Annotated in this window: 18 protein-coding genes, 1 tRNA gene and 1 pseudogene; 7 read left to right on the plus strand and 13 right to left on the minus strand. The window is 50.5% G+C overall.

What is annotated here, in order from left to right; all coding sequences use genetic code 11:
• Nucleotides 1–60: 60 nt before the first annotated feature.
• Together mfd and SU32_RS09070 are read right to left on the minus strand one after the other, a co-directional pair.
• Nucleotides 61–3,564, minus strand: a complete 3,504-nt coding sequence (gene mfd, locus SU32_RS09065; protein WP_053999028.1) for a transcription-repair coupling factor — start codon at nucleotides 3,562–3,564, stop codon at nucleotides 61–63.
• Nucleotides 3,561–3,836, minus strand: coding sequence for an FAD assembly factor SdhE (locus SU32_RS09070; protein ID WP_053999029.1), 276 nt, complete (start codon nucleotides 3,834–3,836; stop codon nucleotides 3,561–3,563). Before SU32_RS09070 ends, mfd begins: the two co-directional genes overlap by 4 nt.
• A gap of 121 nt (nucleotides 3,837–3,957) precedes the next feature.
• Here SU32_RS09070 and recG point away from each other — a divergent pair, with 121 nt between their 5' ends.
• Nucleotides 3,958–6,063: an ATP-dependent DNA helicase RecG gene (recG, locus tag SU32_RS09075; protein ID WP_053999030.1), complete on the plus strand. Its 2,106-nt coding sequence runs from the start codon at nucleotides 3,958–3,960 to the stop codon at nucleotides 6,061–6,063.
• On the opposite strand, the gene glmU is transcribed toward recG, so the two are convergent.
• Entirely contained in the window at nucleotides 6,060–7,418 is a 1,359-nt protein-coding gene (glmU, locus tag SU32_RS09080) for a bifunctional UDP-N-acetylglucosamine diphosphorylase/glucosamine-1-phosphate N-acetyltransferase GlmU (protein WP_053999031.1), read from the minus strand. The genes recG and glmU overlap by 4 nt on opposite strands.
• Before the next feature lie 127 nt (nucleotides 7,419–7,545).
• Between glmU and SU32_RS09085 the strand changes: the two genes are divergently transcribed.
• The gene (locus tag SU32_RS09085; protein ID WP_053999032.1) at nucleotides 7,546–8,481 is read left to right on the plus strand and encodes a DMT family transporter; all 936 of its coding nucleotides are present in this window, start codon (nucleotides 7,546–7,548) and stop codon (nucleotides 8,479–8,481) included.
• Here SU32_RS09085 and SU32_RS09090 read toward each other — a convergent pair.
• Nucleotides 8,478–9,224, minus strand: coding sequence for a cytochrome c biogenesis CcdA family protein (locus SU32_RS09090; protein ID WP_053999033.1), 747 nt, complete (start codon nucleotides 9,222–9,224; stop codon nucleotides 8,478–8,480). The two genes, SU32_RS09085 and SU32_RS09090, sit on opposite strands and share 4 nt — an antisense overlap.
• Before the next feature lie 276 nt (nucleotides 9,225–9,500).
• Here SU32_RS09090 and SU32_RS09095 point away from each other — a divergent pair.
• Together SU32_RS09095 and SU32_RS09100 are read left to right on the plus strand one after the other, a co-directional pair.
• Nucleotides 9,501–9,576 (plus strand) — tRNA-Lys (locus tag SU32_RS09095).
• Between the two features lie 175 nt (nucleotides 9,577–9,751).
• Entirely contained in the window at nucleotides 9,752–10,027 is a 276-nt protein-coding gene (locus tag SU32_RS09100; protein WP_053999034.1) for a hypothetical protein, read from the plus strand.
• Between the two features lie 622 nt (nucleotides 10,028–10,649).
• Here SU32_RS09100 and SU32_RS09105 read toward each other — a convergent pair.
• The 9 genes and pseudogenes from SU32_RS09105 to tpiA all read right to left on the minus strand — a co-directional run bounded on the left by SU32_RS09105 (nucleotide 10,650) and on the right by tpiA (nucleotide 19,068).
• Nucleotides 10,650–11,405 carry an ABC transporter ATP-binding protein gene (locus SU32_RS09105; protein ID WP_053999035.1) on the minus strand — a complete coding sequence of 252 codons (756 nt, stop codon included), beginning with the start codon at nucleotides 11,403–11,405 and terminating at the stop codon, nucleotides 10,650–10,652.
• Nucleotides 11,406–11,443: 38 nt separating this feature from the next.
• Nucleotides 11,444–11,668, minus strand: a complete 225-nt coding sequence (locus SU32_RS17650; RefSeq protein ID WP_425394267.1) for an ABC transporter ATP-binding protein C-terminal domain-containing protein — start codon at nucleotides 11,666–11,668, stop codon at nucleotides 11,444–11,446.
• 15 nt (nucleotides 11,669–11,683) lie between these two features.
• Nucleotides 11,684–12,202: pseudogene (locus SU32_RS09110) on the minus strand (ABC transporter ATP-binding protein); the annotation flags it as partial.
• A 9-nt stretch (nucleotides 12,203–12,211) separates the two neighbouring features.
• Nucleotides 12,212–13,417 (minus strand): branched-chain amino acid ABC transporter permease, encoded by a 1,206-nt coding sequence (locus SU32_RS09115; RefSeq protein WP_053999037.1) that lies wholly within the window; start codon nucleotides 13,415–13,417, stop codon nucleotides 12,212–12,214.
• Nucleotides 13,418–13,419: 2 nt separating this feature from the next.
• Complete coding sequence (locus SU32_RS09120) at nucleotides 13,420–14,451, minus strand: branched-chain amino acid ABC transporter permease (protein WP_053999038.1); 1,032 nt, start codon at nucleotides 14,449–14,451, stop codon at nucleotides 13,420–13,422.
• A gap of 108 nt (nucleotides 14,452–14,559) precedes the next feature.
• Nucleotides 14,560–15,915, minus strand: coding sequence for a substrate-binding protein (locus SU32_RS09125; RefSeq protein ID WP_053999039.1), 1,356 nt, complete (start codon nucleotides 15,913–15,915; stop codon nucleotides 14,560–14,562).
• A 181-nt stretch (nucleotides 15,916–16,096) separates the two neighbouring features.
• A complete protein-coding gene (locus tag SU32_RS09130; protein ID WP_053999040.1) occupies nucleotides 16,097–17,737 on the minus strand; it encodes a CTP synthase in 1,641 nt (546 codons plus the stop codon).
• Between the two features lie 107 nt (nucleotides 17,738–17,844).
• The gene (secG, locus tag SU32_RS09135; protein ID WP_053999041.1) at nucleotides 17,845–18,213 is read right to left on the minus strand and encodes a preprotein translocase subunit SecG; all 369 of its coding nucleotides are present in this window, start codon (nucleotides 18,211–18,213) and stop codon (nucleotides 17,845–17,847) included.
• Nucleotides 18,214–18,306: 93 nt separating this feature from the next.
• On the minus strand, nucleotides 18,307–19,068 hold the full coding sequence (tpiA, locus tag SU32_RS09140) for a triose-phosphate isomerase (RefSeq protein ID WP_053999042.1): 762 nt from the start codon (nucleotides 19,066–19,068) through the stop codon (nucleotides 18,307–18,309).
• 157 nt (nucleotides 19,069–19,225) lie between these two features.
• Here tpiA and SU32_RS09145 point away from each other — a divergent pair, with 157 nt between their 5' ends.
• From SU32_RS09145 to trpC, 3 genes are read left to right on the plus strand one after another with little or no spacing between them, the layout of a single operon-like run.
• Nucleotides 19,226–21,115 (plus strand): peptidylprolyl isomerase, encoded by a 1,890-nt coding sequence (locus tag SU32_RS09145; RefSeq protein WP_053999043.1) that lies wholly within the window; start codon nucleotides 19,226–19,228, stop codon nucleotides 21,113–21,115.
• Nucleotides 21,116–21,150: 35 nt separating this feature from the next.
• The gene (gene trpD / locus SU32_RS09150) at nucleotides 21,151–22,173 is read left to right on the plus strand and encodes an anthranilate phosphoribosyltransferase (RefSeq protein WP_053999044.1); all 1,023 of its coding nucleotides are present in this window, start codon (nucleotides 21,151–21,153) and stop codon (nucleotides 22,171–22,173) included.
• Entirely contained in the window at nucleotides 22,170–22,979 is an 810-nt protein-coding gene (gene trpC / locus SU32_RS09155; protein ID WP_144421087.1) for an indole-3-glycerol phosphate synthase TrpC, read from the plus strand. Before trpD ends, trpC begins: the two co-directional genes overlap by 4 nt.
• The last annotated feature ends 2 nt before the right edge of the window (nucleotides 22,980–22,981 follow it).

Below are 22,981 nucleotides of genomic sequence, written 5' to 3' on the forward strand. Positions count from 1 at the left end.
CCGTTCTATCTTACTCAAAGAATAAAGCCGCTGGATTTTCCGGCGGCTTTTTTTATGTGGTTAGTTTTTGGAAGCTTCGGCAATTTTGGCCAGCTTATTGATAATAACCGCCGAGCCTTTGAGACGCTTTTCCGCACTTGGCCAATCACGTGCAAAGACGATGGATTGATCAGGCCGTATACGGGCCAAAGTACCCTGCTCGCCAATCCATTTTACAAGCCCTGCCGGATCAGCAAAAGTCTTGTCACGGAAGGAAACAACCGCTCCTTTCGGACCGGCGTCAATTTTCTCGACATTGGCCTTGCGGCAGAGCGCTTTGATATAGACAATTTTGAGCAGATGCTCGACTTCACTTGGGAGCGGACCAAAGCGGTCAACCATTTCCGCGCCAAATGCATCAATTTCCTGCAATTCTTCAAAGTCACCAAGGCGTCTGTATAGCGACAGTCGAAGTGAAAGATCGGCTACATAGCTTTCTGGTATCATGACAGGTGTGCCGATTGTAATTTGCGGCGACCATTCAGATGTTTGAGCGCTGTTATCGCCTTTAAGTTCGGCAACAGCCTCTTCCAGCATTTGCTGGTATAGTTCAAAACCGACTTCCTTGATATGGCCGGATTGTTCATCGCCAAGCAGATTGCCCGCACCGCGAATATCCAGATCGTGGCTCGCCAATTGAAAGCCTGCGCCAAGCGTATCGAGTGATTGCAGAACTTTGAGGCGGCGCTCGGCGTTTTTCGTCAGTGTTTTATTGACCGGCAATGTAAACAGCGCATGGGCGCGCAATTTGGAACGACCGACACGGCCGCGAAGCTGATACAATTGAGCCAAACCAAACATATCAGCACGGTGAACGATCAGCGTGTTTGCTGATGGAATATCCAGCCCCGATTCGACAATAGTTGTCGCCAAAAGCACATCATAAGAGCCGTCATAAAACGCGTTCATGACATCTTCCAATTCGCCTGAAGCCATTTGTCCATGGGCAATAGCAACCTTTAATTCCGGCACATCGCTGTCGAGAAATGCTTTGACATCAGCAATATCTGACACACGCGGACAGACATAGAAGCTTTGCCCGCCGCGGTATTTTTCGCGCAATAATGTTTCACGGATAATCAGGGAATCAAACGGCGACACGAAGGTTCGCACAGCCAACCGGTCGACGGGAGCAGTTGTAATCAGCGACAGTTCACGTACACCGGTTAGCGCAAGCTGCATGGTGCGCGGTATCGGCGTTGCTGATAGCGTAAGCACATGAATATCGGATTTCAGCTCTTTAAGACGTTCTTTGTGCTTCACGCCAAAGCGTTGTTCTTCATCAATGATAAGAACGCCAAGATTTTTAAAACTGATGCTTTTTGCCAATAGTGCGTGGGTTCCAACCACAATATCGACGGTTCCATCGGCAATGCCTTTTTTGGCATCTGATAAAGCTTTGGAGCCTGCTAAGCGCGATGCGTGTGCAACATTGATCGGCAGGCCCGCGAAACGCTCGGAGATTGCTTTGTAGTGCTGGCGGGCAAGCAGCGTCGTCGGCACTACCACCGCGACCTGAACGCCGTTCATCGCGCCGAGGAATGCCGCGCGCTGCGCAACTTCTGTTTTGCCGAAGCCCACATCGCCGCACACAAGGCGATCCATTGGCTTGCCAGCGCTTAGATCATCAATAACCGCATCAATGGCATTTTGCTGATCTTCTGTTTCATCATACGGAAAGCGCGCTGCGAATTCGTCATAAAGGCCTTCAGGTGAGCGCAATATCGGCGCGTCACGCATCTGGCGCTCGGCAGCAATGGCAATAAGATCGCCTGCCATTTCAAGTAGTTGTTTTTTAAGCTTGGCTTTTCGCGATTGCCACGCGCCGCCGCCAAGACGGTCAAGCTGCGCTTCAGCGCTGTCAGAGCCATAACGCGATAATAGCTCAATATTTTCAACGGGTAAAAACAGCCTGTCATCGCCGTGATAGCGAATTTCCAGACAGTCATGCGGTGCGCCGGTTACATCAATGGTTTTAAGGCCCGCAAAGCGGCCAATGCCGTGGTCGACATGCACAACGAGATCATCGACATTAAGCGAGGCAACTTCGGAGATAAAATCAGAAGCCCGTTTCTTGCGTCGTCTGCGCACCAGCCGGTCGCCCAGAATATCCTGTTCGGCCAGTACAACCGTGCTTGGCGTTTCAAAGCCGTGCTCGATATTCAGTACGGCAATGGCCGTCACGCCATTGGGTACCTTTGCAATATCCGCACTTTGCTCAACGGGTTGAAAACCGCCCAGACCATGCTCCTCCAAAATCTGGCGCAGGCGACCGAGCGACCCTTCCGACCAGCCGGTCAGCAATGTGCGCTTATTGTCCGCGCGGCGGTCTGCGATATATCGTGCGGCAATTTCAAAGACGTTCAGATTGGGTGTTGCACGTTCTGCAGAGAAGTTGCGGCCTGTTTTCGATGCCAGTGATACAATTGACCGCGTGTCACTTTCCGGTTCATCAAATGGCGTTATGTTGATGCGGGTGCGCGCGGTAAGGCTGGCTTCAAATTCACTTTTGCCGATGTAAAGCAGATCAGGGGCGAGCGGTTTATAGGGTGTACCCTGCCCATTTTTCGCATTTTCAAGCGATGTTCTGCGCGAATCATAATGATCTTCGATTTGCGCGCGCCGCTCAGCAATGGAGTCCTTGGCCAAATGCTCAAAGATAATGGGTGCGCCTTCTAAAATGAGTAACGGCTCATCCAACTCTTCATAAAACAGCGGTAACCAGTGTTCCATGCCGGCAAAGCGGCTTTGTGAGGTAATGGCCTCATAAAGTGCGTCACCGCGCTGTGTCGCGCCAAATGTTTCCAGATAGCCGGAGCGAAACCGCGCAATCGTCTGTGCGTTAAGGGTGACTTCGCTCATCGGCTGGAGGGAGAATGATTTTAGCTGTGTGATCGTGCGCTGTGTTGCCGGATCGAACGAGCGAATTGTCTCCAGCGTGTCACCAAAAAAGTCCAGCCGCACGGGCGCATCGCTGCCGGGCGCAAAAAGATCAAGAATGCCGCCGCGTATTGCAAATTCTCCAACTTCGCGCACGGTACTGACACGCTCAAAGCCATTACCTGAAAGCTTGCGCGTGATTTCATCCATAGCAATCACAGAGCCGGGCTTGGCGGAAAACATTTGCTGTGTGACAAGGTCAAGCTTGGGTATGCGCTGCAAGACAGCATTGGCCGAGGTGATAATAACAGCCGCTTCCGGTATTTCTTTCAGATCGCCAATTGCCGCCAGCGCCATCATGCGCTGTGCGGAGATTTCCGCGCTTGGTGAAACCCGGTCATAAGGCAGGCAATCCCACGCTGGAAACGTGATCGTTTTAATATCCGGTGCTTCAAATTCAATGATCTGCGCCAGTTCAGCCATATGTGTGCCATCACGCGCAACGTAATATACGGGCGATTTCAGCGATTTCGCATAGCGCGCCGCAAAAAGCGCTTCTGTTCCATCAACAGCATTGGCGAGCGTGACGTCACCCGCATCTTCGGGGATGTGGGGAAGATCAAAAAGAATGGATTTATCGCTCATGTCAGATCTATTTTATGAAAAGTACAAATATTGCGAAACAGTGGTGTGTCGAATTTAGCCGGTACCGGCCCCTCGCCTGTAAACCACTTGAAAAGGTCGCGGTCGAGGTTCTCCATTAAATCCTCAAAGAGCGTCAGATCCGATTCTGCCATATCGTGAATATGCGCATCGGCATAGCCGCCCAAAATCATATCCATCTCTTTCATGCCGCGGTGCCAAGAGCGAAATCGCGCGCGTTTTCGCCGTGCATCAAGTGATATTGATTCGGTCATGCTTTGCCTTTAATCCGCATTGATATGCTTTTTTCAATCTTTGCTTAGACTGGGCGGTATAACCGTACACTTATGGTTTGTCAGCCTTGATCTGTCAGCAATTTCGAAACAAAGATACGCCATGCGCCCTTCCATTCTCGATCCACTGTTTGCACCCGTTACAACGCTTGAAGGCATAGGCGCGAAAGTCGCGGTGCTTTTGGGTAATTTGCTGGGTAACAGCGGCGATTTAACCGTGCCCCGCGTCAGCGCTTTGGCGTTTCATTTGCCTTACTCTTTGATCGATCGCCGTTCGCGTCCGGGTGTGGCGTTTGCGGGCGCTGGTATTGTTACGCTTGAGCTTCATATCGACCGTCACCAGCCGACACCGCGCGGCCAGCCACGAGTGCCTTATCGGGTATTCGGGCATGACGCGACCGGCGAGATCAGCCTTACTTTTTTTCGCGCGAAAAATAACTGGCTGGAAAGAGCGTTGCCGGTCGGTGAAAAGGTCATCGTTTCAGGGCGTGTTGAGTGGTTCAACGGACGCGCATCAATGGTTCATCCGGATTATATGGTGCTTGAAAGCAAATCTCATGAATTGCCATTAGTTGAACCAATTTATAGCCTTACGGCAGGTCTTTCATCTAAAATATTACGCAAAGCGGTATTGCAGGCGGTGGCGCGGGTGCCTGATTTGCCCGAATGGATCGATCAAAATCTTTTGGTGCGCGAGCAGTTTCCAGCGTTCAAAGATGCTGTCGAACATTTGCATAACCCCGACAGTGAAGCTGATCTTTCGCTCGATACTTTGCCGCGCCAGCGTTTGGCATATGATGAATTGCTGGCCGGACAGCTTGCCTTGGCTTTGGTCCGTAAAACGATGAAGCGCAGTACCGGCAGAAAACTGGTCGGTACCGGCGTCATCAAAGACCGCATATTGGACGCATTCCACTATCCGTTGACCGGTGCCCAGACACGTTCAATCAATGAAATTCAAAAGGATATGGCGTCTAATGAGCGTATGCTGCGCTTGCTGCAAGGTGATGTCGGCAGCGGCAAGACGATTGTCGCCCTCTGCGCGCTTAGCACGGCTGTCGAAGCGGGCGCGCAAGGCGCGTTAATGGCACCAACCGAAGTGCTTGCACGCCAGCATTTCGCTACTATTAAGCCGATTGCACAAAGCGCAGGTTTGCGCGTTGATCTGCTTACTGGCCGGGAAAAAGGTGCCGTGCGCCGCGATATGCTGGCAGCATTGGCGGCTGGCGATATTGATATTCTCATTGGAACACATGCGATCTTTCAAGAAGGCGTTGTATTCAAAGATTTGGGGCTTGCCGTTGTCGACGAGCAGCATCGTTTCGGCGTGCATCAGCGTCTGCTTCTGGCTTCAAAAGGTCAGGCCACGGACATGCTGGTGATGACAGCAACTCCGATACCGCGCACATTGGTGCTTACCCATTATGGCGACATGGATGTGTCGCGGCTTGATGAAAAGCCGGTTGGCCGCAAGCCGATCAAGACGGTTGCCCTGCCCCTTGGGCGCATCGAAGAAATCATCGCCCGTATGGGTAATGCCATCAAGGAAGAGCAGAAAATTTACTGGATTTGCCCTCTTGTGGAAGAAAATGACGATCTGGAGCTCACATCGGTTGAGCAACGCCACAAGGATCTCGCCAGCCGTTTTGGCACTGATGTCGGACTTGTCCACGGGCAAATGAAAGGCGCTGAAAAAGATGCTGCAATGGCCGCTTTCAAGTCCGGTGAAACACGCATACTGGTTGCGACAACAGTGATTGAAGTCGGCGTGGATGTGCCTGATGCCACGATCATTGTTATTGAACATGCCGAACGTTTCGGGCTTTCACAGCTGCATCAGCTGCGCGGCCGTGTTGGGCGTGGCGACAGGGAATCCAGTTGTTTGCTGCTTTATAAGGACCCGCTTGGCGAAACCTCACGCGCCAGACTGGATGTCATGCGCCAAACCGAAGACGGGTTTCGTATTGCCGAAGAGGATTTGCGGCTTCGCGGCGAAGGCGAAGTCTTGGGAACGCGGCAATCCGGCATGGCCGGTTTTCGCCTGGCACGCATGGAAGCGCACGGCCATCTGCTGGAAATCGCGCGTGATGATGCGCGGCTGATTATCCATAATGATCCGAAACTGGAAACAGAACGTGGCCAAGCACTTCGCACCCTGCTCTATCTGTTTGAGCGCGATAGCGCGATCCGCCTTTTACAGGCCGGCTAGACCTTCTTTGAGGCTTCTTTGATTGCCTTAATCCGTGCGCGTAATTTCACCGCCAGGCCCGGCTTGGTTTCCTGACGTGCACGGCCAAAGCCCACGGCATCTTTGGGCACATCATTGGTGATCACCGAACCGGAAGCGATATAGGCATTGTCGTTGATTGTAACAGGCGCAACGAGGGACGAATTGGAGCCAATGAAAGCCCCCTCGCCAATCGTCGTTTTGAACTTGTTCATGCCGTCATAATTGCAGGTGATTGTGCCTGCACCGATATTGGCACCCGCGCCAATGGAAGCATCGCCGATATAGGTCAAATGATTGACCTTTGCTCCTTGTGCGATGTCTGCATTTTTCACTTCGCAAAAATTGCCGACTTTTGATTTTTCGCTCAAATTTGCGCCCGGACGCAAACGGGCAAATGGCCCGACTTCGGCATTAGCACCAACACTTGCCCCCTCAAGATGGCTGAAAGCCCTGATTTTTGCGCCCTTTTCGACACTGACATTGGGGCCGAAAAATACATTCGGCTCAATAATAACGCCTGCCTCAATTTTGGTATCGTGATGGAAGAAAACCGTGTGCGGCGCTGTCATGGTAACGCCGTCCAAAAGATGTTTCTCACGAACACGCTGCTGCCAAATTTGCTCAACATTGGCTAGTTCCGCGCGATTGTTCACGCCAAGCACATCTTCTTCGGAGGCGACCATGGCTTCGACCTGCAAGCCTTGCGTGTTGGCTACGGCCACGGCATCGGTCAGGTAAAACTCGCCTTTGGCATTATTATTGTCGATTTTGTCGAGTAAACCGCCCAGTGTGCGGCCGTTAAAAGCCATCAAACCGCCATTGCAGAACGTTATGGCACGTTCTTCCTCATTGGCTTCTTTTTCCTCGACAATAGCGGTGAGTTGTCCGTCTTTAACGACCAAGCGGCCATAGCCGAACGGATTTTCTGTTTCAAAACCAATCACGACAACATCGACGCCGGCTTCAAGCTTGGCGCGCGCTTCGATAAGTGTTTCAGGTCTGACCAAGGGTGTGTCGCCGAACATGACAATGACATCATCAAAGCCTTCATTGATGACGCTACGTGCTGCATCTACGGCATTGGCCGTTCCCAATTGTTCTTTCTGGATACATGTCTGCGCATCGATGCCATTTGCTTTTAGTGCGTCATCAAGCAATTCGGAGCCATGACCCGTTACAATTGCCAATTTGTCGGTACCTGCTGTTTTGGCGGCATTGATTGCGTGCATGACCATTGGCAGGCCGCCAACCGGATGAAGCACTTTGGGCAGATCAGATTTCATGCGAGTGCCTTTGCCTGCGGCAAGAATAATGGTGAGGCATGTTCGCGTCATAGGGACGGCTCCCGTTTTGGACAGTCAATTTCAACCGTCAATTATGTTCGCGCCTTGATTTCACGAGAGAACACATAGCGCAAGATATGCGCTTGAAGAATATCGCGTGGCGTGAGATTTCGCTAGGATGAGCACACAGTCTTCCCCAAATTGGTTGCCGGTTCTGGTTATGATTGCCTCACCGGCGTTTTTCTCGACAAATCTGATCTTCGGGCGCTATGTCGCGCCGGAAACAGATCCCTTTATTCTGGCTTTTATACGCTGGGCGTGTGTCGCAATCATCCTGTTGCCATTTGCTGTGAAAAACGGCGGTGCGCAAATGATGCAGTTGATGCGCAGCCAATGGCCGTTCTTTTTGTTTTTGAGTTTTTTGGGCATGGGGATTTCCGGCAGCGGTGTTTATCTCGGCCTGAAATCAACCACGGCGACCAATGCAACGCTGATTTATTCCACTGCCCCGATTCTCATTATCCTATTGGAGCGGATGTTTGCAGCGCGCCGTTCAAAACCGCGTGAGGGATTGGGAATCATCGTCGCATTTGTCGGTGTAGTGATTATCGTTGCCAAGGGAAGCTTGGATACAATTGCCCAATTTGCGTTCAACCCCGGCGATTTGTTGATTGCTTTGGCGGCTTTATCTTGGGCCGGATATTCCATTCTTTACCGCTCAAGCCGTCTCAGCGCGCTTTCGAGCGTAACATTGTTCGGGATCATTGCGATCTTCGGCGCATTGATCAACCTGCCGGTTGCCGCCTACGCTTTTTATACGGGGGCGGACCTGCCGCATTCACCCTCGGCGTGGAGCGCCGTTGCGGGGATTATCCTTATTTCTTCGCTGATAGCATTTTCAGCCTATCAATATGGAGTACGCAGGCTTGGTGCTTCTATCGCCGGTTTGTTCATGTATCTGATGACGCCTTATGGCGTGTTAATGGCCGTTCTCTTTCTTGGTGAGGAGCTGCAGCCATTTCATATTATCGGCATCATATGCGTTATGGTTGGCGTGACAGTGGCTACATTCCCAAAATCTGTGTTGGAGAAATTCAAGCGCCAGACGGTTTAACCAAGCTGTCCGAGCGCCGGAAAGTTTTCGAGTAACCAAAAAGCCATGCTTTGCATACCGCCGGTCAGGAACAGCACACCTGCAATGACCAGCAATACGCCCATTGTCTTTTCAACCAGCCCCATTTTACTGCGGAAGCGGCTCAGGAACCGCATGAAAGCGCCTGAGAACAGCGCCGCAACAAGAAACGGTATGCCAAGACCCGCAGAATAAACGGCCAGCAATATTGCGCCATCTGCAACACTGTCTTTTGCGCCTGCCAGTGTGAGTATCGGCCCTAGAACGGGTCCAATGCATGGAGTCCAGCCAAATGCGAAGGCAAGTCCCATGATATAAGACATGAACGGGCTTGCCGGTTTGCCTTGAGCCTGAAAGCGCGCCTCGCGCGATAAGAACGACAGGCGGAACACGCCCAGAAAGTTCAAGCCCATAATAATGATGACGATACCGGCGGCGATTGCCAATTCCTGCTGATAGGCACGCAAAAACCCGCCGATCGTGCTGGCTCCCGCGCCGAGCGCCACAAATACGGTGGTGAAACCCAAAACGAAGGCAAGCGAAGCTATTATCAGCGCGCCTCTGACCGCGCCTGTTTTCTTTTCAGCAGTATCGCCGCGAAATTCATCGACCGTTACACCTGCCATGTAGCACAGATAAGGCGGCACCAGCGGCAAAACGCAGGGCGACAGGAAAGACAGAGCGCCCGCGCCCAGTGCCGTTGCGTAAGAAATATCCAGTGCCATGCCGTTGATCCGTGTGATTCTGTGTTTTGATGGTTAAGCGGCTTATCCAGCGTGTTTACAAGGTGGTCAAACCGCGCACCCGGTGCAATTTAGCGGCACAAATAGGCTTTAAAACGATCACAAGCCAATCACCATTTCGCGGGGATAGCAAAATACTGAATTTTTCTACAAAGCAACGCAAAAACGCGGTTGACCGCGCGAGAATGTATCCCTATACCTCGCGCCGACCAGAAGGATATATTCTGATTTATCCCTTCAAAATTGGTTTCCCTTTGGGAGCGCGTAGCTCAGTTGGTAGAGCAACTGACTTTTAATCAGTAGGTCCAGGGTTCGAATCCCTGCGCGCTCACCAAAATTTCACTCCGATGAATTTTTAGATTTTGCTACGCTCTATTTTTAATTTTGGAGCGTGGTTCCTCAAGACGTTAAAATTAGTATTTTTACCGATTTTCTTGTCACATTATATTTGCAGTTTAGAGGACTTATTTAGAACTAGAATTTCCATCTTTTAATTCGGGAGATACGCCATGTCAGACGCCACTGTAGAATCAAAAAAAGTAGCTATAGCTTCCTACATTGCTGCGGGGGTGGTACGTGGAATCGATGATATTTTAGACCATGAAGTCTTGATTCGAGACAAAATGAGCGAAGAAAATATTGCTGGTGAACATTATATAAGTATCCGCTTGATGATGGATACACTTATAACATTTGCAAACGCAGTTCGAGCAGCTGAACGCAAAGATAGACCGCTTGTAGCTTATTTGGACGAAAATCTACCAAAATCTCTATATTCTAAGTAACGGTAAAGCAAATTTTGCAGGTCAAGTCGGACTAATTCGATGCGCTATTTATCTTTTTTAGCCGCAGTTTTAAGCGTCCTATATGTCTCCGTCTTGACCCAATGATTCTTATTTAGAAGCAACCGTTTCACATCAAATAATATCCCCAACCTGTGAATTAGGGGGATAATCTGCCCATATGTAGTCTTTTTGCTATTTGCTCAATCGATCGCTAGCAATCAACATAATACATGAGCTATTTTAAGAGTGTGGGCGACAGCATTAACTTTGACGCGCTGTCGCTCCACTGGCGCTATACCCGCAACCCCGATCTGTTTCCGCAGATCGGGGTAATCTCAACTTTATAGGTTTTTTGGTAATAGCTCAAATAAAAACATACATATGTATGCTGTTGCTGTTGTCGTTGCCTGTGGATGAAATTATAGATTTCTTTATTAGGTGTCGCATTAAAAAGTATGAGAATACCTAGTGTACATTTTCAAACAATAAGCTTTGATTACAAAGCGCAGATAAATCTGCACTTCATTTTTAAGGCCTGTTATAATGCGATCATACGATGTAGGTTCGACCATCGGTCGTTTTTCAATCTACGTCATGTAAATTAGATTTTTAAAGTAATCCTCTAAATCGCCAGATACTCATTCCGAAGCTGCTCGTTTTCGAGCACTTCTTTGGCTGATCCGTCATAGACAAGCGTGCCTGTATCCAGAATAAGAGCGCGGTCAGCGAGTTTAAGCGCAGCGACGGCATTTTGCTCAACAAGTATCGTTGTCATGCCTTGATCACGGATAACATTGAGCGTTTTCTCGATTTCCTGCACGATAACGGGTGCCAGACCTTCATATGGCTCGTCCAGCAATAAGACTTTGATGTCGCGCGCCAGCGCGCGTGCAATCGCCAGCATTTGCTGTTCACCGCCGGAAAGCGTCACACCTTCCTGCTTGCGGCGTTCCCCCAGACGCGGGAAAAGGTCGTAGAGACGGTCGATAGACCAGCCGACAGGTTCGACAATCTGCGCCAGCTGCAAATTTTCCTCGACCGTTAGGCCCGGAATAATGCGCCGGTCTTCCGGCACCAGACCGATACCGGCCACAGAAGCCTGATGGCTTTTCATTTGATGCAAGGGCTTGTGATCAAGCCAGATTTCGCCCCGCCGCGCTTCGGGTGAATCAAGTCTTGCAATTGCTCTGAGCGTGGAGGTCTTGCCCGCGCCGTTACGCCCTAAAAGCGCAACGATTTCCCCTTCATGAACATTGAAGCTCACGCCCTGAACAATGTAACTTTCGCCGTAATAGGCATGCAGCTCGTGAACAGACAGATAGGCTGGCGCCGTAGCAGCATGGTTGGCGTTTTTATCAAATTCCGGCATCGCGTTCATTACCTATAACCTTATTGTCAAATTGAGTGCGTCCGGTTTTAAGCGGCTGCTTCACCCAGATATGCTTCTTTCACTTTCGGATGGCCTTTAATTTTTTCAGGCGTATCCTCAACCAGCGGCGTTCCCTGTGCGAGAACTGTAATGCGCTGCGCGAGCGAGAAAACCACGTGCATATCATGCTCGATAATTACCATAGTTATGTCGCGACTGGCTTTAATTTCTTTTAGAAGCTCGATTGTGTTGTTTGTATCGGCACGCGCCATGCCTGCGGTCGGCTCGTCAAGCAGCAAGAGTTTTGGCTCCTGAACAAGGCACATAGCCATTTCCAGGCGGCGTTTGTCTCCACGCGATAATGCACCCGAATGAACATCCTTTTTGGCAAGCATGTTCACATCCGAAAGCATTTTCTCAGCGGTTTCCATGACATCTGATTCAGAAGCCACGGAACCGACTGCGTGCATTCGAAACGCGCCATCGCGTTTTGCAAAACACGGGATCAGAACATTTTCCATAACCGTCAGATCGTTAAATATCTCCGGTGTCTGGAACACACGGCTAATGCCCATCTGATTGATTTCATGCGGCTTTCTTCCAAGAACCGGCTGTCCGTCAAATGTCACCGATCCGGTGTCCGGTTCCAGCTTTCCGATCAGGCAATTAAGCAGTGTTGATTTGCCCGCGCCATTGGGCCCGATAATCGCGTGAACGGTGTTTTCCTGAATGTCCAGATTAACATCGCCCAAAGCCTGTAGGCCACCAAAACGCTTGTTGACGTTTTTAACTTCGAGAATACCCATTTTATCCCCCTACTCGGCTGGCGTTGCTTGCGCGGACATGCCGCCATCATTGTCTTTTGGCTTGCGACGGAACAGTGCGGCAATGCGCTGTCCACCTTCGACAAGTCCACCAGGTAAAAAGATCACAACGAGCATGAACAAAAGTCCCAGCGTCAAATGCCAGCCTTTACCGATAAACGGATAGATGACTGCCACCATGAAATCTGACAAACCGTCCGGCAGCGCCGCAAACCAGCCTTGTAGAATGCTCTCATTGATCTTTGAGACAATGTTTTCGAAGTATTTAATGAAGCCTGCGCCAAGAACCGGCCCGATCAATGTGCCTGCACCGCCCAAAATGGCCATGAGGACGACTTCACCGGATGCGGTCCAGAACATGCGTTCCGCACCAACTTGTGTGTCCATCGCCACAAGCAGTCCGCCTGCAAGACCGGCATACATGCCTGAGATTACGAATGCTGCCAGCGTATAGGGCCGTGAATTAAGGCCGGTATAGTTCATGCGCTGCTGGTTAGACTTAACGGCACGCAGCATCAGTCCGAAAGGTGAGCGGAAAATCCGGATGGAAAGGTAGAACGCGGCGATCATCAATATGGCGGCCACATAATATCCGGTGTTAAAAACAAAGCTCCAATCACCAACCGACCAGAAATAGCTGTCGCGCATGTCCAGTCCGAAAAAATTCGCACGGCCACCCGCACCGCCGCCGCCAAACAAAGTGTCCAAAATGCGCGGATCGGTGTTTTTCGGCTGCAATCCGGTTTCACCGCCTGTGATAGGCGTAAGCACGGAGTATGCCAAAGAGTAAGACATTTGTGCGAATGCCAGTGTTAAAATGGAAAAGTAAATGCCGGAACGCCGCAGGGAAATGTAGCCCACTACCAGCGAAAACAGTCCGGCAACAATAACAGAGATGATAATTGCAGGAATGACATTCATCGTCAGCAGCTTCATCATCCATATGGCAGCATAACTGCCCACACCTAGAAACGCCGCATGGCCAAAGCTGAGATATCCGGTTAGTCCGAAAAGAATATTGAAGCCGATAGCGAAAATTCCAAATATAACAAAGCGTTGCATCAGGTCAGGATAACCGCCATTGAATTGCGCCATTGCAGAATTGGTTGGAAACGGGTTCAAAATGAACGGCGCTAGAATGGTTATTGCAACCACAAAGAGCAGAAGCGTTGCATCGCTTTTTCTAAGCCCTAACATTGTTATTCCTCCATGACGCCCTTACGACCCATGAGGCCGCGCGGACGTGTCAATAGAATGAGAATGGCGACCATATAAATGATGACCTGATTGATACCTGGAATAAGGTCGATAACCGCTGACATAGAGGCAAGACTTTCCAGAATACCCAAAACGAAACCGGCAAGCACCGCGCCCGGCAATGAGCCCATGCCGCCCACCACAACAACCACGAAGCTTAAGACAAGGAAGTCCATGCCCATATGGTAATTCGGTGAATTGATCGGGGTGTACATCACACCGGCAACACCGGCGACTGCCGCAGCAATGCCGAACATAATCGTAAAGCGTTTGTCGATGTTAATGCCTAACAGGCCAACCGTTTCGCGGTCTGCCATTCCGGCACGTACAACCATACCGAATGTGGTAAAGCGCAGGAATGCAAAGACAGCACCAATGATTACTGTCGCGAATGCGAAATAAATCAAACGCCAATACGGGTAGATGATCACATTCGGATCCATGCCGACAGCGGCACCGAAATCAAAAGATCCGCGGAAAACATCAGGCGCCGGCGTTGGAATCGGGTTTGCACCGAAATAGTATTTCACGATTTCCTGCAAGACGATCGCCAAGCCGAATGTCACAAGAATTTGGTCGGCATGCGGCCGCTTGTAAAAATGCTTTATAAGCCCGCGCTCCATGATCACACCGATTAGAATCATCACAGGAATGGCAAATAAAATAGATAAGGGCACCGACCAGTCTATGATCGTACTGCCGATTTCAGGCCCGAAAATATCATTGACATAAGGCATATCCACCTTAAGCGGATTGCCCAGAAAATCGGTTTTGGTTTCATCAATGACTGTATGGCTGAGGGTCAGCAGTCTGGATAAGGTCACTGCGCAAAAGGCACCGAGCATAAACAATGCACCATGTGCAAAATTGACAACGCCCAATGTTCCGAAAATCAGTGTCAGTCCGAGCGCTATCAACGCATAGGCACTGCCCTTATCAAGACCGTTGAGTATTTGTAGAATGATTGCGTCCATGAGTCTGTCCAACGCATAGCTGACGCTTCCGAACGGGAAGCGAAATTGAATTTTTGTTTATTATGGTCGTGCCGCGCCAAATATCAGCGCGGCACTCATCAAGGCTGATTATGCGCCCGGGTTACACTGACCCAAATTGCCGCCGGCAAATTGTGGGTGATCCGGAGCATATGTCACTTGGTCTACAGGTGTGACTTCAACAACTTCCAGCAAGTCGAACTCTGATGTCGGGTTTTCTTTACCCTTCACAACGAGAACGTCTTTAAAGCACTGGTGGTCTTCGGCACGGTATAGAGTTTTACCATTGCCCAAGCCGTCGAACTCATAGCCTTCAAGCGCTTCAACAATGCCGCACGGGTTAAATGTACCGGCACGCTCGGCAGCATCAGCATAAAGCAATGTCTGACAATATACTGTGTGGGCTGCCTGTGATGGCGGGAAGCCGTATTTTTCACCGAATGATTTAACGAAAGCTTTTGAGCCTTCGTCTGTCAGTGACCAGTGCCAGTTTGTAGAACCGAAGATACCTTTAACGTTAGCGCCGGCACCTTTCGCCATCAGGCGAGAATAGAGCGGAACGACGATTTCAAAGTTCTTGCCGTTAACCTGCTTTTCACGCAGACCAAACTGAACCGCATTGGTGAGTGAGTTCACCATGTTGCCGCCATAGTGGTTCAGAACCAGCACGTCAGCACCGGACTGTAGAACTGGTGCGATGTAAGAGGAGAAGTCTGTCTGCGTAAGCGGTGTTTTAACAGTGTTGACTGTTTCCCAGCCGATCGCCTCTGTAGAAGACTTGATAGCCTCTTCTGTTGTATAACCCCAGTTATAGTCGGCAGTTAGGTGATAGGCTTTACGGTCACTGCCATACATTTTTTCAAGCACAGGCGCGAGCGCTGCACCGGACATGTATGAGTTGAAGAAGTGACGGAAACCATTGGCGCGCTTGTCTTTACCAGTCGTGTCGTTTGAGTGCGTCAAACCGGCCATAAAGATAACGCCTGCATCCTGACACAATGCCTGAACGGCAACCGCAACACCTGACGACGAACCACCGGTGATCATGATGGCACCGTCTTTTTCAATCATAGATTTGGCAGAAGCGCGTGCCGCATCAGATTTTGTCTGCGTATCGCCGGTTACGAATTCTACTTTCTTGCCAAGAATACCGTTACCTTTGAGAGCTTTTGATGAGAATGTGTTCATCATGCCGCCATCGCCGCCACCGTTCAGGTGTTCAACGGCCAGTTCGTAGGCGCGCAGTTCGTCAGCACCCTCATCGGCATATGGGCCTGATTGCGGTACGTTAAAGCCGAGCGTTACTGTGCCGCCGGCTGGCGCGTTTGTGTAACCTGCCTGATTTTGAGCAAAAGCAGGTGAAATAATCGTTGGCATAGCCAAGCCAGCGCCTGTCGCAGCCGCTGCTTTGATCAACCCACGACGTGTAAATTGGAAATTGGACATATAGTTCCTCCCTATGTTCCGGCTGCAACCCCTCCCGAGTTACAGCAGGCTAGATTCGTAGCCTTGAATAGAGAAAACCGCATTTCCAAAATAAAATCTATGCGACTTACGTTGATGATCCACTGTTTTTAGCCGCAAAAACAACTGCGATGGCTAAATTTACATCGAAAACTATGGCTGTTTATACGAGCCTGCTTTGTTTCAGTGCAGCTTCAATAAAACTGGAGAAAAGCGGATGCGGTTCAAATGGCCGCGATTTCAGCTCAGGATGATACTGAACGCCAATAAACCACGGGTGAACATCTTGCGGATACTCAACAGTTTCCGGCAGCAGTCCGTCAGGAGACATGCCTGAGAAGACCAGACCCGCCTCTTCCAGCTGATCTTTATAGTCCAGATTAACCTCATATCGATGGCGGTGACGTTCGCTGACATCATTTTTACCATATATTTCAGCTATGTGGCTGCCTTCTTTCAAAGGATGCGGATAAGCACCAAGGCGCATCGTGCCGCCAAGATCACCAGCCGCTTCACGCTTTTCAAGCCGGTTGCCTTTAAGCCATTCGGTCATGATGCCGACAACATTGGTGCCGTTTTCATTAGTATCAAATTCACTGGAGCGCGCGTCTTCTATACCTGCCAGATTACGTGCAGCTTCCAGTACGGCCATTTGCATGCCGTAGCAAATGCCGAAATAAGGCACTTTGTGCTCGCGGGCAAACTGTGCGGCTTTGATTTTACCTTCTGCACCGCGTTCACCAAAGCCGCCCGGTACAAGAATACCATGTACGTGCTCGAGATGTGGTGACGGATCTTCTGATTCGAATACTTCTGATTCGATCCATTCGAGTTTTACGCGTGCGCGATTCGCGATGCCGCCATGCGTCAACGCTTCCATTAGTGATTTATAGGCGTCTTTCAGGCCTGTATATTTACCGACAATGGCAATCGTGACTTCCGCATCAGGGTTGTGGATACGGTCGGAAATATCGTTCCATACAGCCATGCGTGGTTGAGGCGCAGGTTCAATGCCAAAAGCGGACAGAACTTCCTGATCAAGCCCCTCTTCATGATAGGCTTTTGGCACATCATAGATCGACTTTACGTCGAGTGCCTGAATAACGGCTGATTCACGCACATTACAGAACAATGATAGTTTACGCCGTTCGGATTGCGGGATTTCGCGGTCGGCACGCACGAGCAAAACGTCGGGCGCGATACCGATTGAACGCAATTCTTTTACAGAGTGCTGTGTCGGCTTGGTTTTCAACTCGCCTGCCGCTGCAATCCATGGCATAAGCGTCAAATGCACATAGACAGCGTTGCCGCGCGGTAAATCATTGCCGAGCTGGCGGATGGCTTCCATGAACGGCATTGCCTCAATATCACCGGCTGTGCCGCCAACTTCACACAGGACAAAGTCGTAGCCGTCATTGCCTTCGAGCACGAAGTCTTTGATTTCATTGGTCACATGCGGAATGACCTGAACTGTGGCGCCAAGATAGTCGCCGCGCCGTTCCTTGGTAATGATATCCTGATAGATACGGCCTGTCGTGATATTATCTTTCTGGTTGGCGGAGCGACCAGTGAAACGCTCGTAATGGCCCAGATCAAGGTCAGTCTCAGCGCCATCGTCAGTAACAAACACTTCGCCGTGTTGATACGGCGACATCGTGCCCGGGTCGACATTCAGATAGGGATCAAGTTTCTTCAGACGAACGGAATAACCGCGCGCTTGCAAGAGTGCGCCCAAAGCTGCAGCTGCAATACCTTTTCCAAGGGAAGAAACCACGCCACCAGTAATAAAAACATATCGTGCCATGGGAATTTACGCTTAAAATGGTTTGTGTTGTTTGGCAAAGAAAAAATCACATCTCAAAAAAATTGCCGGTGGAAAACCGGCAATTTTAGAGACGTATTTTGTCTGGTTTACTCGGTCGGTACCGCGGTACCGCCTGCGGGCGCGGACTGTTCCCCGCCAAGCTGATCAAGAACGCCGCCTTCTGTTGGCACGCCCTGCTGTGTTTCAACCGGTGTGTTACCAATGCGGTCAAGAATATCTGTCGGGTTTGAGCCGTAACGGCCCACAACGCCCAGCGCCACAGAGGTGAAGAAAAACGCCGCGCCAAGTATCGCTGTTGTGCGGGTAAGCGTATCGGCTTTTCCGCGCGCGCTCATCATGCCGCCGCCACCGCCGCCGCCAATGCCCAGACCACCGCCTTCAGAACGCTGAAGCAATACGACGATTACCAATGCGATAACGACGATCAGGTGAATGACTATGAGAACGTTTTCCATAAACTTTTTCCGTTAGATTTCCGGCGCGTCCATACATGCTATATCCTTGAATGCCAAGGTGTAGCGGCAAGATTTATCGTGACAAACGGTGCCTTAATTGCCCGGCACTGCTGCGCATATGGCGAGAAAGTCCTCGGATTTCAAGCTTGCGCCGCCAATTAGACCGCCATTGACGTTCTTTGTGCGCAAGATTTCTTCCGCATTTGAAGGCTTTAGCGAACCGCCATACAAAATGCGCATACTTTCGCCTTCCACGCCAAATCGTTCCGAAAGAACCTGGCGAATATGACCGTGCATAGCCTCAATATCATGGTTGGACGGGACCAAGCCGGTACCGATCGCCCAAACAGGCTCATAAGCAATAACCGTGTTCTGGCTGTTGGCATCCTTGGACATGGACCCTTCCAGTTGATTGCTGACGATCTCCATCGCGCGGCCTTCTTCGCGCTCGGCGCGTGTTTCGCCAACACAAATTATTGCGGTTAAACCTGTTTCATAAGCGGCGAGTGATTTCTTCAATACATCCGTATTGGTTTCATCGTGATCGGCGCGGCGCTCGGAATGGCCCAGAATCACATAGCTTGCCCCTGCATCCTGCAACATATCGGCAGATATATCGCCTGTATGCGCACCTGATTGCTCAAAATGACAATCCTGACCACCAAGCAACAATGCTGTGCCGTTACATAAGCGTGTGCCGCGTTCAATCATAGTTGCCGGTAGGCAGATCAGGCCGTCAAATGTGTCGGTATGCTGGCTTACGCCCTCGGCAATTGTTCGTAGCGCTGTCAGTCCGCTAGTCACGCCGTTCATCTTCCAGTTTCCGGCAATCAGTGGTTTTGGGGTTGTCGTCATCGTTATTTCTATCCAATTATGGGCGTTAATGAGCTTGAGAAGTGCATTTTATTGATAGCTAGCGCGTTTGTGAGCGGCTTTAAAGCCCGAACCTCCTTGCTTCTGGCGCAAAGCATTCATAAAAGCATGTAACCAAATCAATTCGCTAGAGGTTTAAATGTTAAGTACGCTGCGTGATGCGTCCAAGGGCTGGGTTGCCAAGATTTTATTGTTGTTGTTGGTGCTCAGCTTTGCTGTCTGGGGCATAGCCGACCAGTTGAATGGTAATATTGGCGGCACAACTGTGATTGAAGCCGGCGACACCAAGGTGACCGCACTCGAGTACCGCCTCGCCTATGACCGACAGATTTCGATTTTGTCGCAGCGTTTGGGGCAACGGATTTCAAACGAGCAAGCGCGTATGTTCGGCATAGACGGACAGGTTGTCGGCCGTTTGGTCGGCGGTGCGGTTCTGGATGAACAGGCTCGGGTCATGAAGCTTGGTCTGTCCGAAGACCGTCTGGCCAGCTTGATTGCAGAGGATGAAGCGTTCCAAGGCTTGAACGGTCAGTTTGACCGCGGCCAGTTTCGCGCTGTCCTGCGTAATGTTGGTATGCGCGAGCAGGATTACATTATCAGCCGCCAGCAAGCTGCAACACGTCAGCAAGTTGCCGAAGCTGTTTCAGACGGTATGGCAGCGCCGAAAACATTTCTTGATGCGCTATTTCAATTTCAAGGCCAAACCCGCGATGTTCAATATATCAGTATAGATGAGCAAAGCCTCGGCGAGATTGAAATGGCCGATGAGGCAACGCTGAAAACCTTTTTCGAAGAAAATAAAGCGGATTACCGCGCGCCCGAATATCGCACGTTCAAGCTTGTAACTTTGACAGCACAAACACTTGCCAATCCCGAAGCAATTGCCATGGATGACGTACGCGCTGAATATGAAAACAATCCGGAGCGCTATTCTTCCCCTGAAAAACGCACAATCCAGCAGCTTGTCTTTGATGATAAAGCTGCTGCCAATGTTGCACGCGAGCGTATTCTTGCCGGTGAAACATTTGAGGAAGCTGTCGAAGCCGCAGGCCGGACAATGGATGATGTGACACTCGGCTCTTTTTCAAAAGCCGATGCGCCAAGCACTGAAATTGGTGATGCGGCATTCGAACTTGCCTCAACGACTGATATCAGCCCTGTGATTGATGGCCTATTTGGCCCTATTCTCATTCGTGTTTCAGAAATTGAAGAAGAAGATGTCCAGCCGTTCGCCGCTGTCAGTGATGAAATACGGCGCGAGTTGGCGCTCGTTGAAGCCCAAGATATCCTGCTTAATGTTCATGACGGTTATGAGGATTCCCGGGCTGGCGGTGACACTATAGATGAAGCAGCAGCCAAGCAAAAACTTGACGTCAGAACCGTTGAATCGGTTGACAGTCAAGGTCTGGATGCCAGTGGTCAGCCTGTTGATCTGGGCGAGGAAAAGCCGGAAATCATTGAAGCGGTTTTCGAAGCCGAAGAAGGTCTAGAGAATCAGCCGCTTAACGCCGGACGTGATGGATTTATCTGGTATGAAGTGACAAATATCGAGGAATCGCGTGACCGCAGCTTCGATGAGGTCCAAGACCGCGTTAAGGCTGACTGGTTGGCTGCCGAAAAGTCAAAGCAGTTGGATGCGGAAGCAGAACGTTTGGTTGCTGCGCTCAACAATGGTGGTGACCTATCTGCACTCGCTGGCGAGAAATCATATCCGATAGACAGCAAATTTGGCCTTGCACGCAATGCTGATGATGCCGATTTCGGCAGTTCCGGTGTGGGTGAGATTTTCTCTGTTGGGCCGGATGGTGTTGCTTATACAGAGGCTGCAACGGGCAACCGCCGCCTGGTGTTTAAAGTGCAGTCGATAAACACGCCACTTGGAAGCGGCGAAACATTGTCCGATCAGGACGCCGTAGCCGTGAACACAGCAGTCAGCAATGATTTGCTCGACCAGCTTGTTGGCCGCCTGCAACAGGAATTTCCGGTTTCCATCAATCAATCAGCAATACAGGCCGCGCTGCTGCAATAAGCGGCGCAGGCTTCAAACAGATATTTGAGAAGAATATGAGCGGTCTAAAACCTATCATCGCAAAAGTGGCTGACGGTGCTTCCTTAAGTGTTGAAGAGGCCCGTGAAGCATTTGGTATCATGATGTCTGGCGATGCCACACCATCGCAAATTGCCGGTTTTTTAATGGCATTGCGGGTTCGCGGCGAAACCGTCGAGGAAATCAACGGTGCGGTATCCACCATGCGCTCTAAAATGCTGAAAGTAGATGCGCCTGAAGGTGCTGTTGATATTGTCGGCACAGGCGGCGATAATTCCGGCAGTTATAACATTTCCACCTGCGCCGCGATCATCGCTGCCGGTGCAGGTGTCAAAATCGCCAAACACGGAAACAGGTCCCTCTCCTCGAAATCAGGCACAGCAGATGCGTTATCGCACCTTGGTGTGAATATTGATGCGGATGCGGGCACCATCGGACGCTGCATAGCCGAAGCCGGTTTGGGATTTATGTTTGCGCCGATGCATCATGCCGCCATGCGCCATGTCGGCCCAAGCCGCGTTGAGCTTGGGACACGCACAATCTTCAATCTGCTCGGACCTTTATCAAATCCGGCCGGTGTGACGCGCCAGCTTGTCGGTGTGTTTGACCCCAAATGGTTGATGCCTATCGCTAACGCCCTTAGCCAGCTAGGCTCAAAACATGTTTGGGTTGTCTATGGTGACGGGCTTGATGAATTGACGACAGCCGGTACCACGCAAATTGTTGAACTTAAAGACGGTCAGATCACCGAATTTGAGATTATGCCCGAAGATGTGGGCCTATCACGTGTTTCCATGGATGATCTTAAAGGCGGTGAGCCAGCCTATAATGCGGCCGCGCTCATGGAAGTGCTTAAAGGTGAAAAGAACGCATATCGCGACATTGCCTGTTTGAATGCTGGCGCCGGTATGGTTGTCGCCGGTCTTGCGGCTGAATTGAAAGACGGTATTGCCCGGGCACAACAGGCACTTGATAGCGGTGCAGCCTTGAAAATTCTTAACAATGTGGTTTCTATTTCCAATGGAAAGGCCGTGAACTGATGGTCGATATTTTAAGCAAAATTGAAGCCTATAAGCTTGAAGAAATCGCTGCGGCTAAAGCTGTGCTTCCGCTTAATGAGCTCAAAGCCAAAGTTTCCGATATCGAAGCGCCGCGGGGTTTCTTGAAAGCCCTTCATGCCAAGCGTGAAGCCGGCGACTATGGTCTGATTGCGGAAATAAAAAAGGCAAGCCCCTCCAAAGGCCTGATCCGTGAGGATTTCGATCCGCCTGCGCTGGCAAAAGCCTATGAAACAGGCGGTGCGGCCTGTCTTTCTGTGCTGACTGATAAGCCTTCTTTCCAAGGTGCGCCTGAATTTTTGACCAATGCGCGGGCAGCGGTTTCTATTCCGGCTCTGCGCAAAGACTTTATGCACGATATTTATCAGGTCTATGAAGCGCGTTATTGGGGTGCGGATGCCATTTTGATCATCATGGCGAGCGTCAGCGATGATCTTGCAAAATCGCTTGAAGAGACAGCGTTTGCGCTTGGCATGGACGCGCTGATTGAGGTCCACGACGAAGCGGAAATGGAACGCGCGTTAAAGCTGGACTCCAAGCTATTGGGCATTAACAACCGCAATTTACGCACGTTTGAAGTTTCCTTGGAGACAAGTGAAAACTTGTCAAAAATGGTTCCTGATGATCGTCTGCTGGTTGGCGAAAGCGGTATCTTCACACCGGCAGACTGCGCGCGTCTCAAAATGTCTGGCATCAGTACATTCCTTGTTGGCGAGAGCCTTATGCGTCAAGCCGATGTTACCGAGGCAACACGCACATTGCTGACCCGAACACGCGAGACAGTTTGATT

Source organism: Ahrensia marina, assembly GCF_001293565.1.
GTDB classification, from domain to species: Bacteria; Pseudomonadota; Alphaproteobacteria; order Rhizobiales; family Rhizobiaceae; genus Ahrensia; species Ahrensia marina.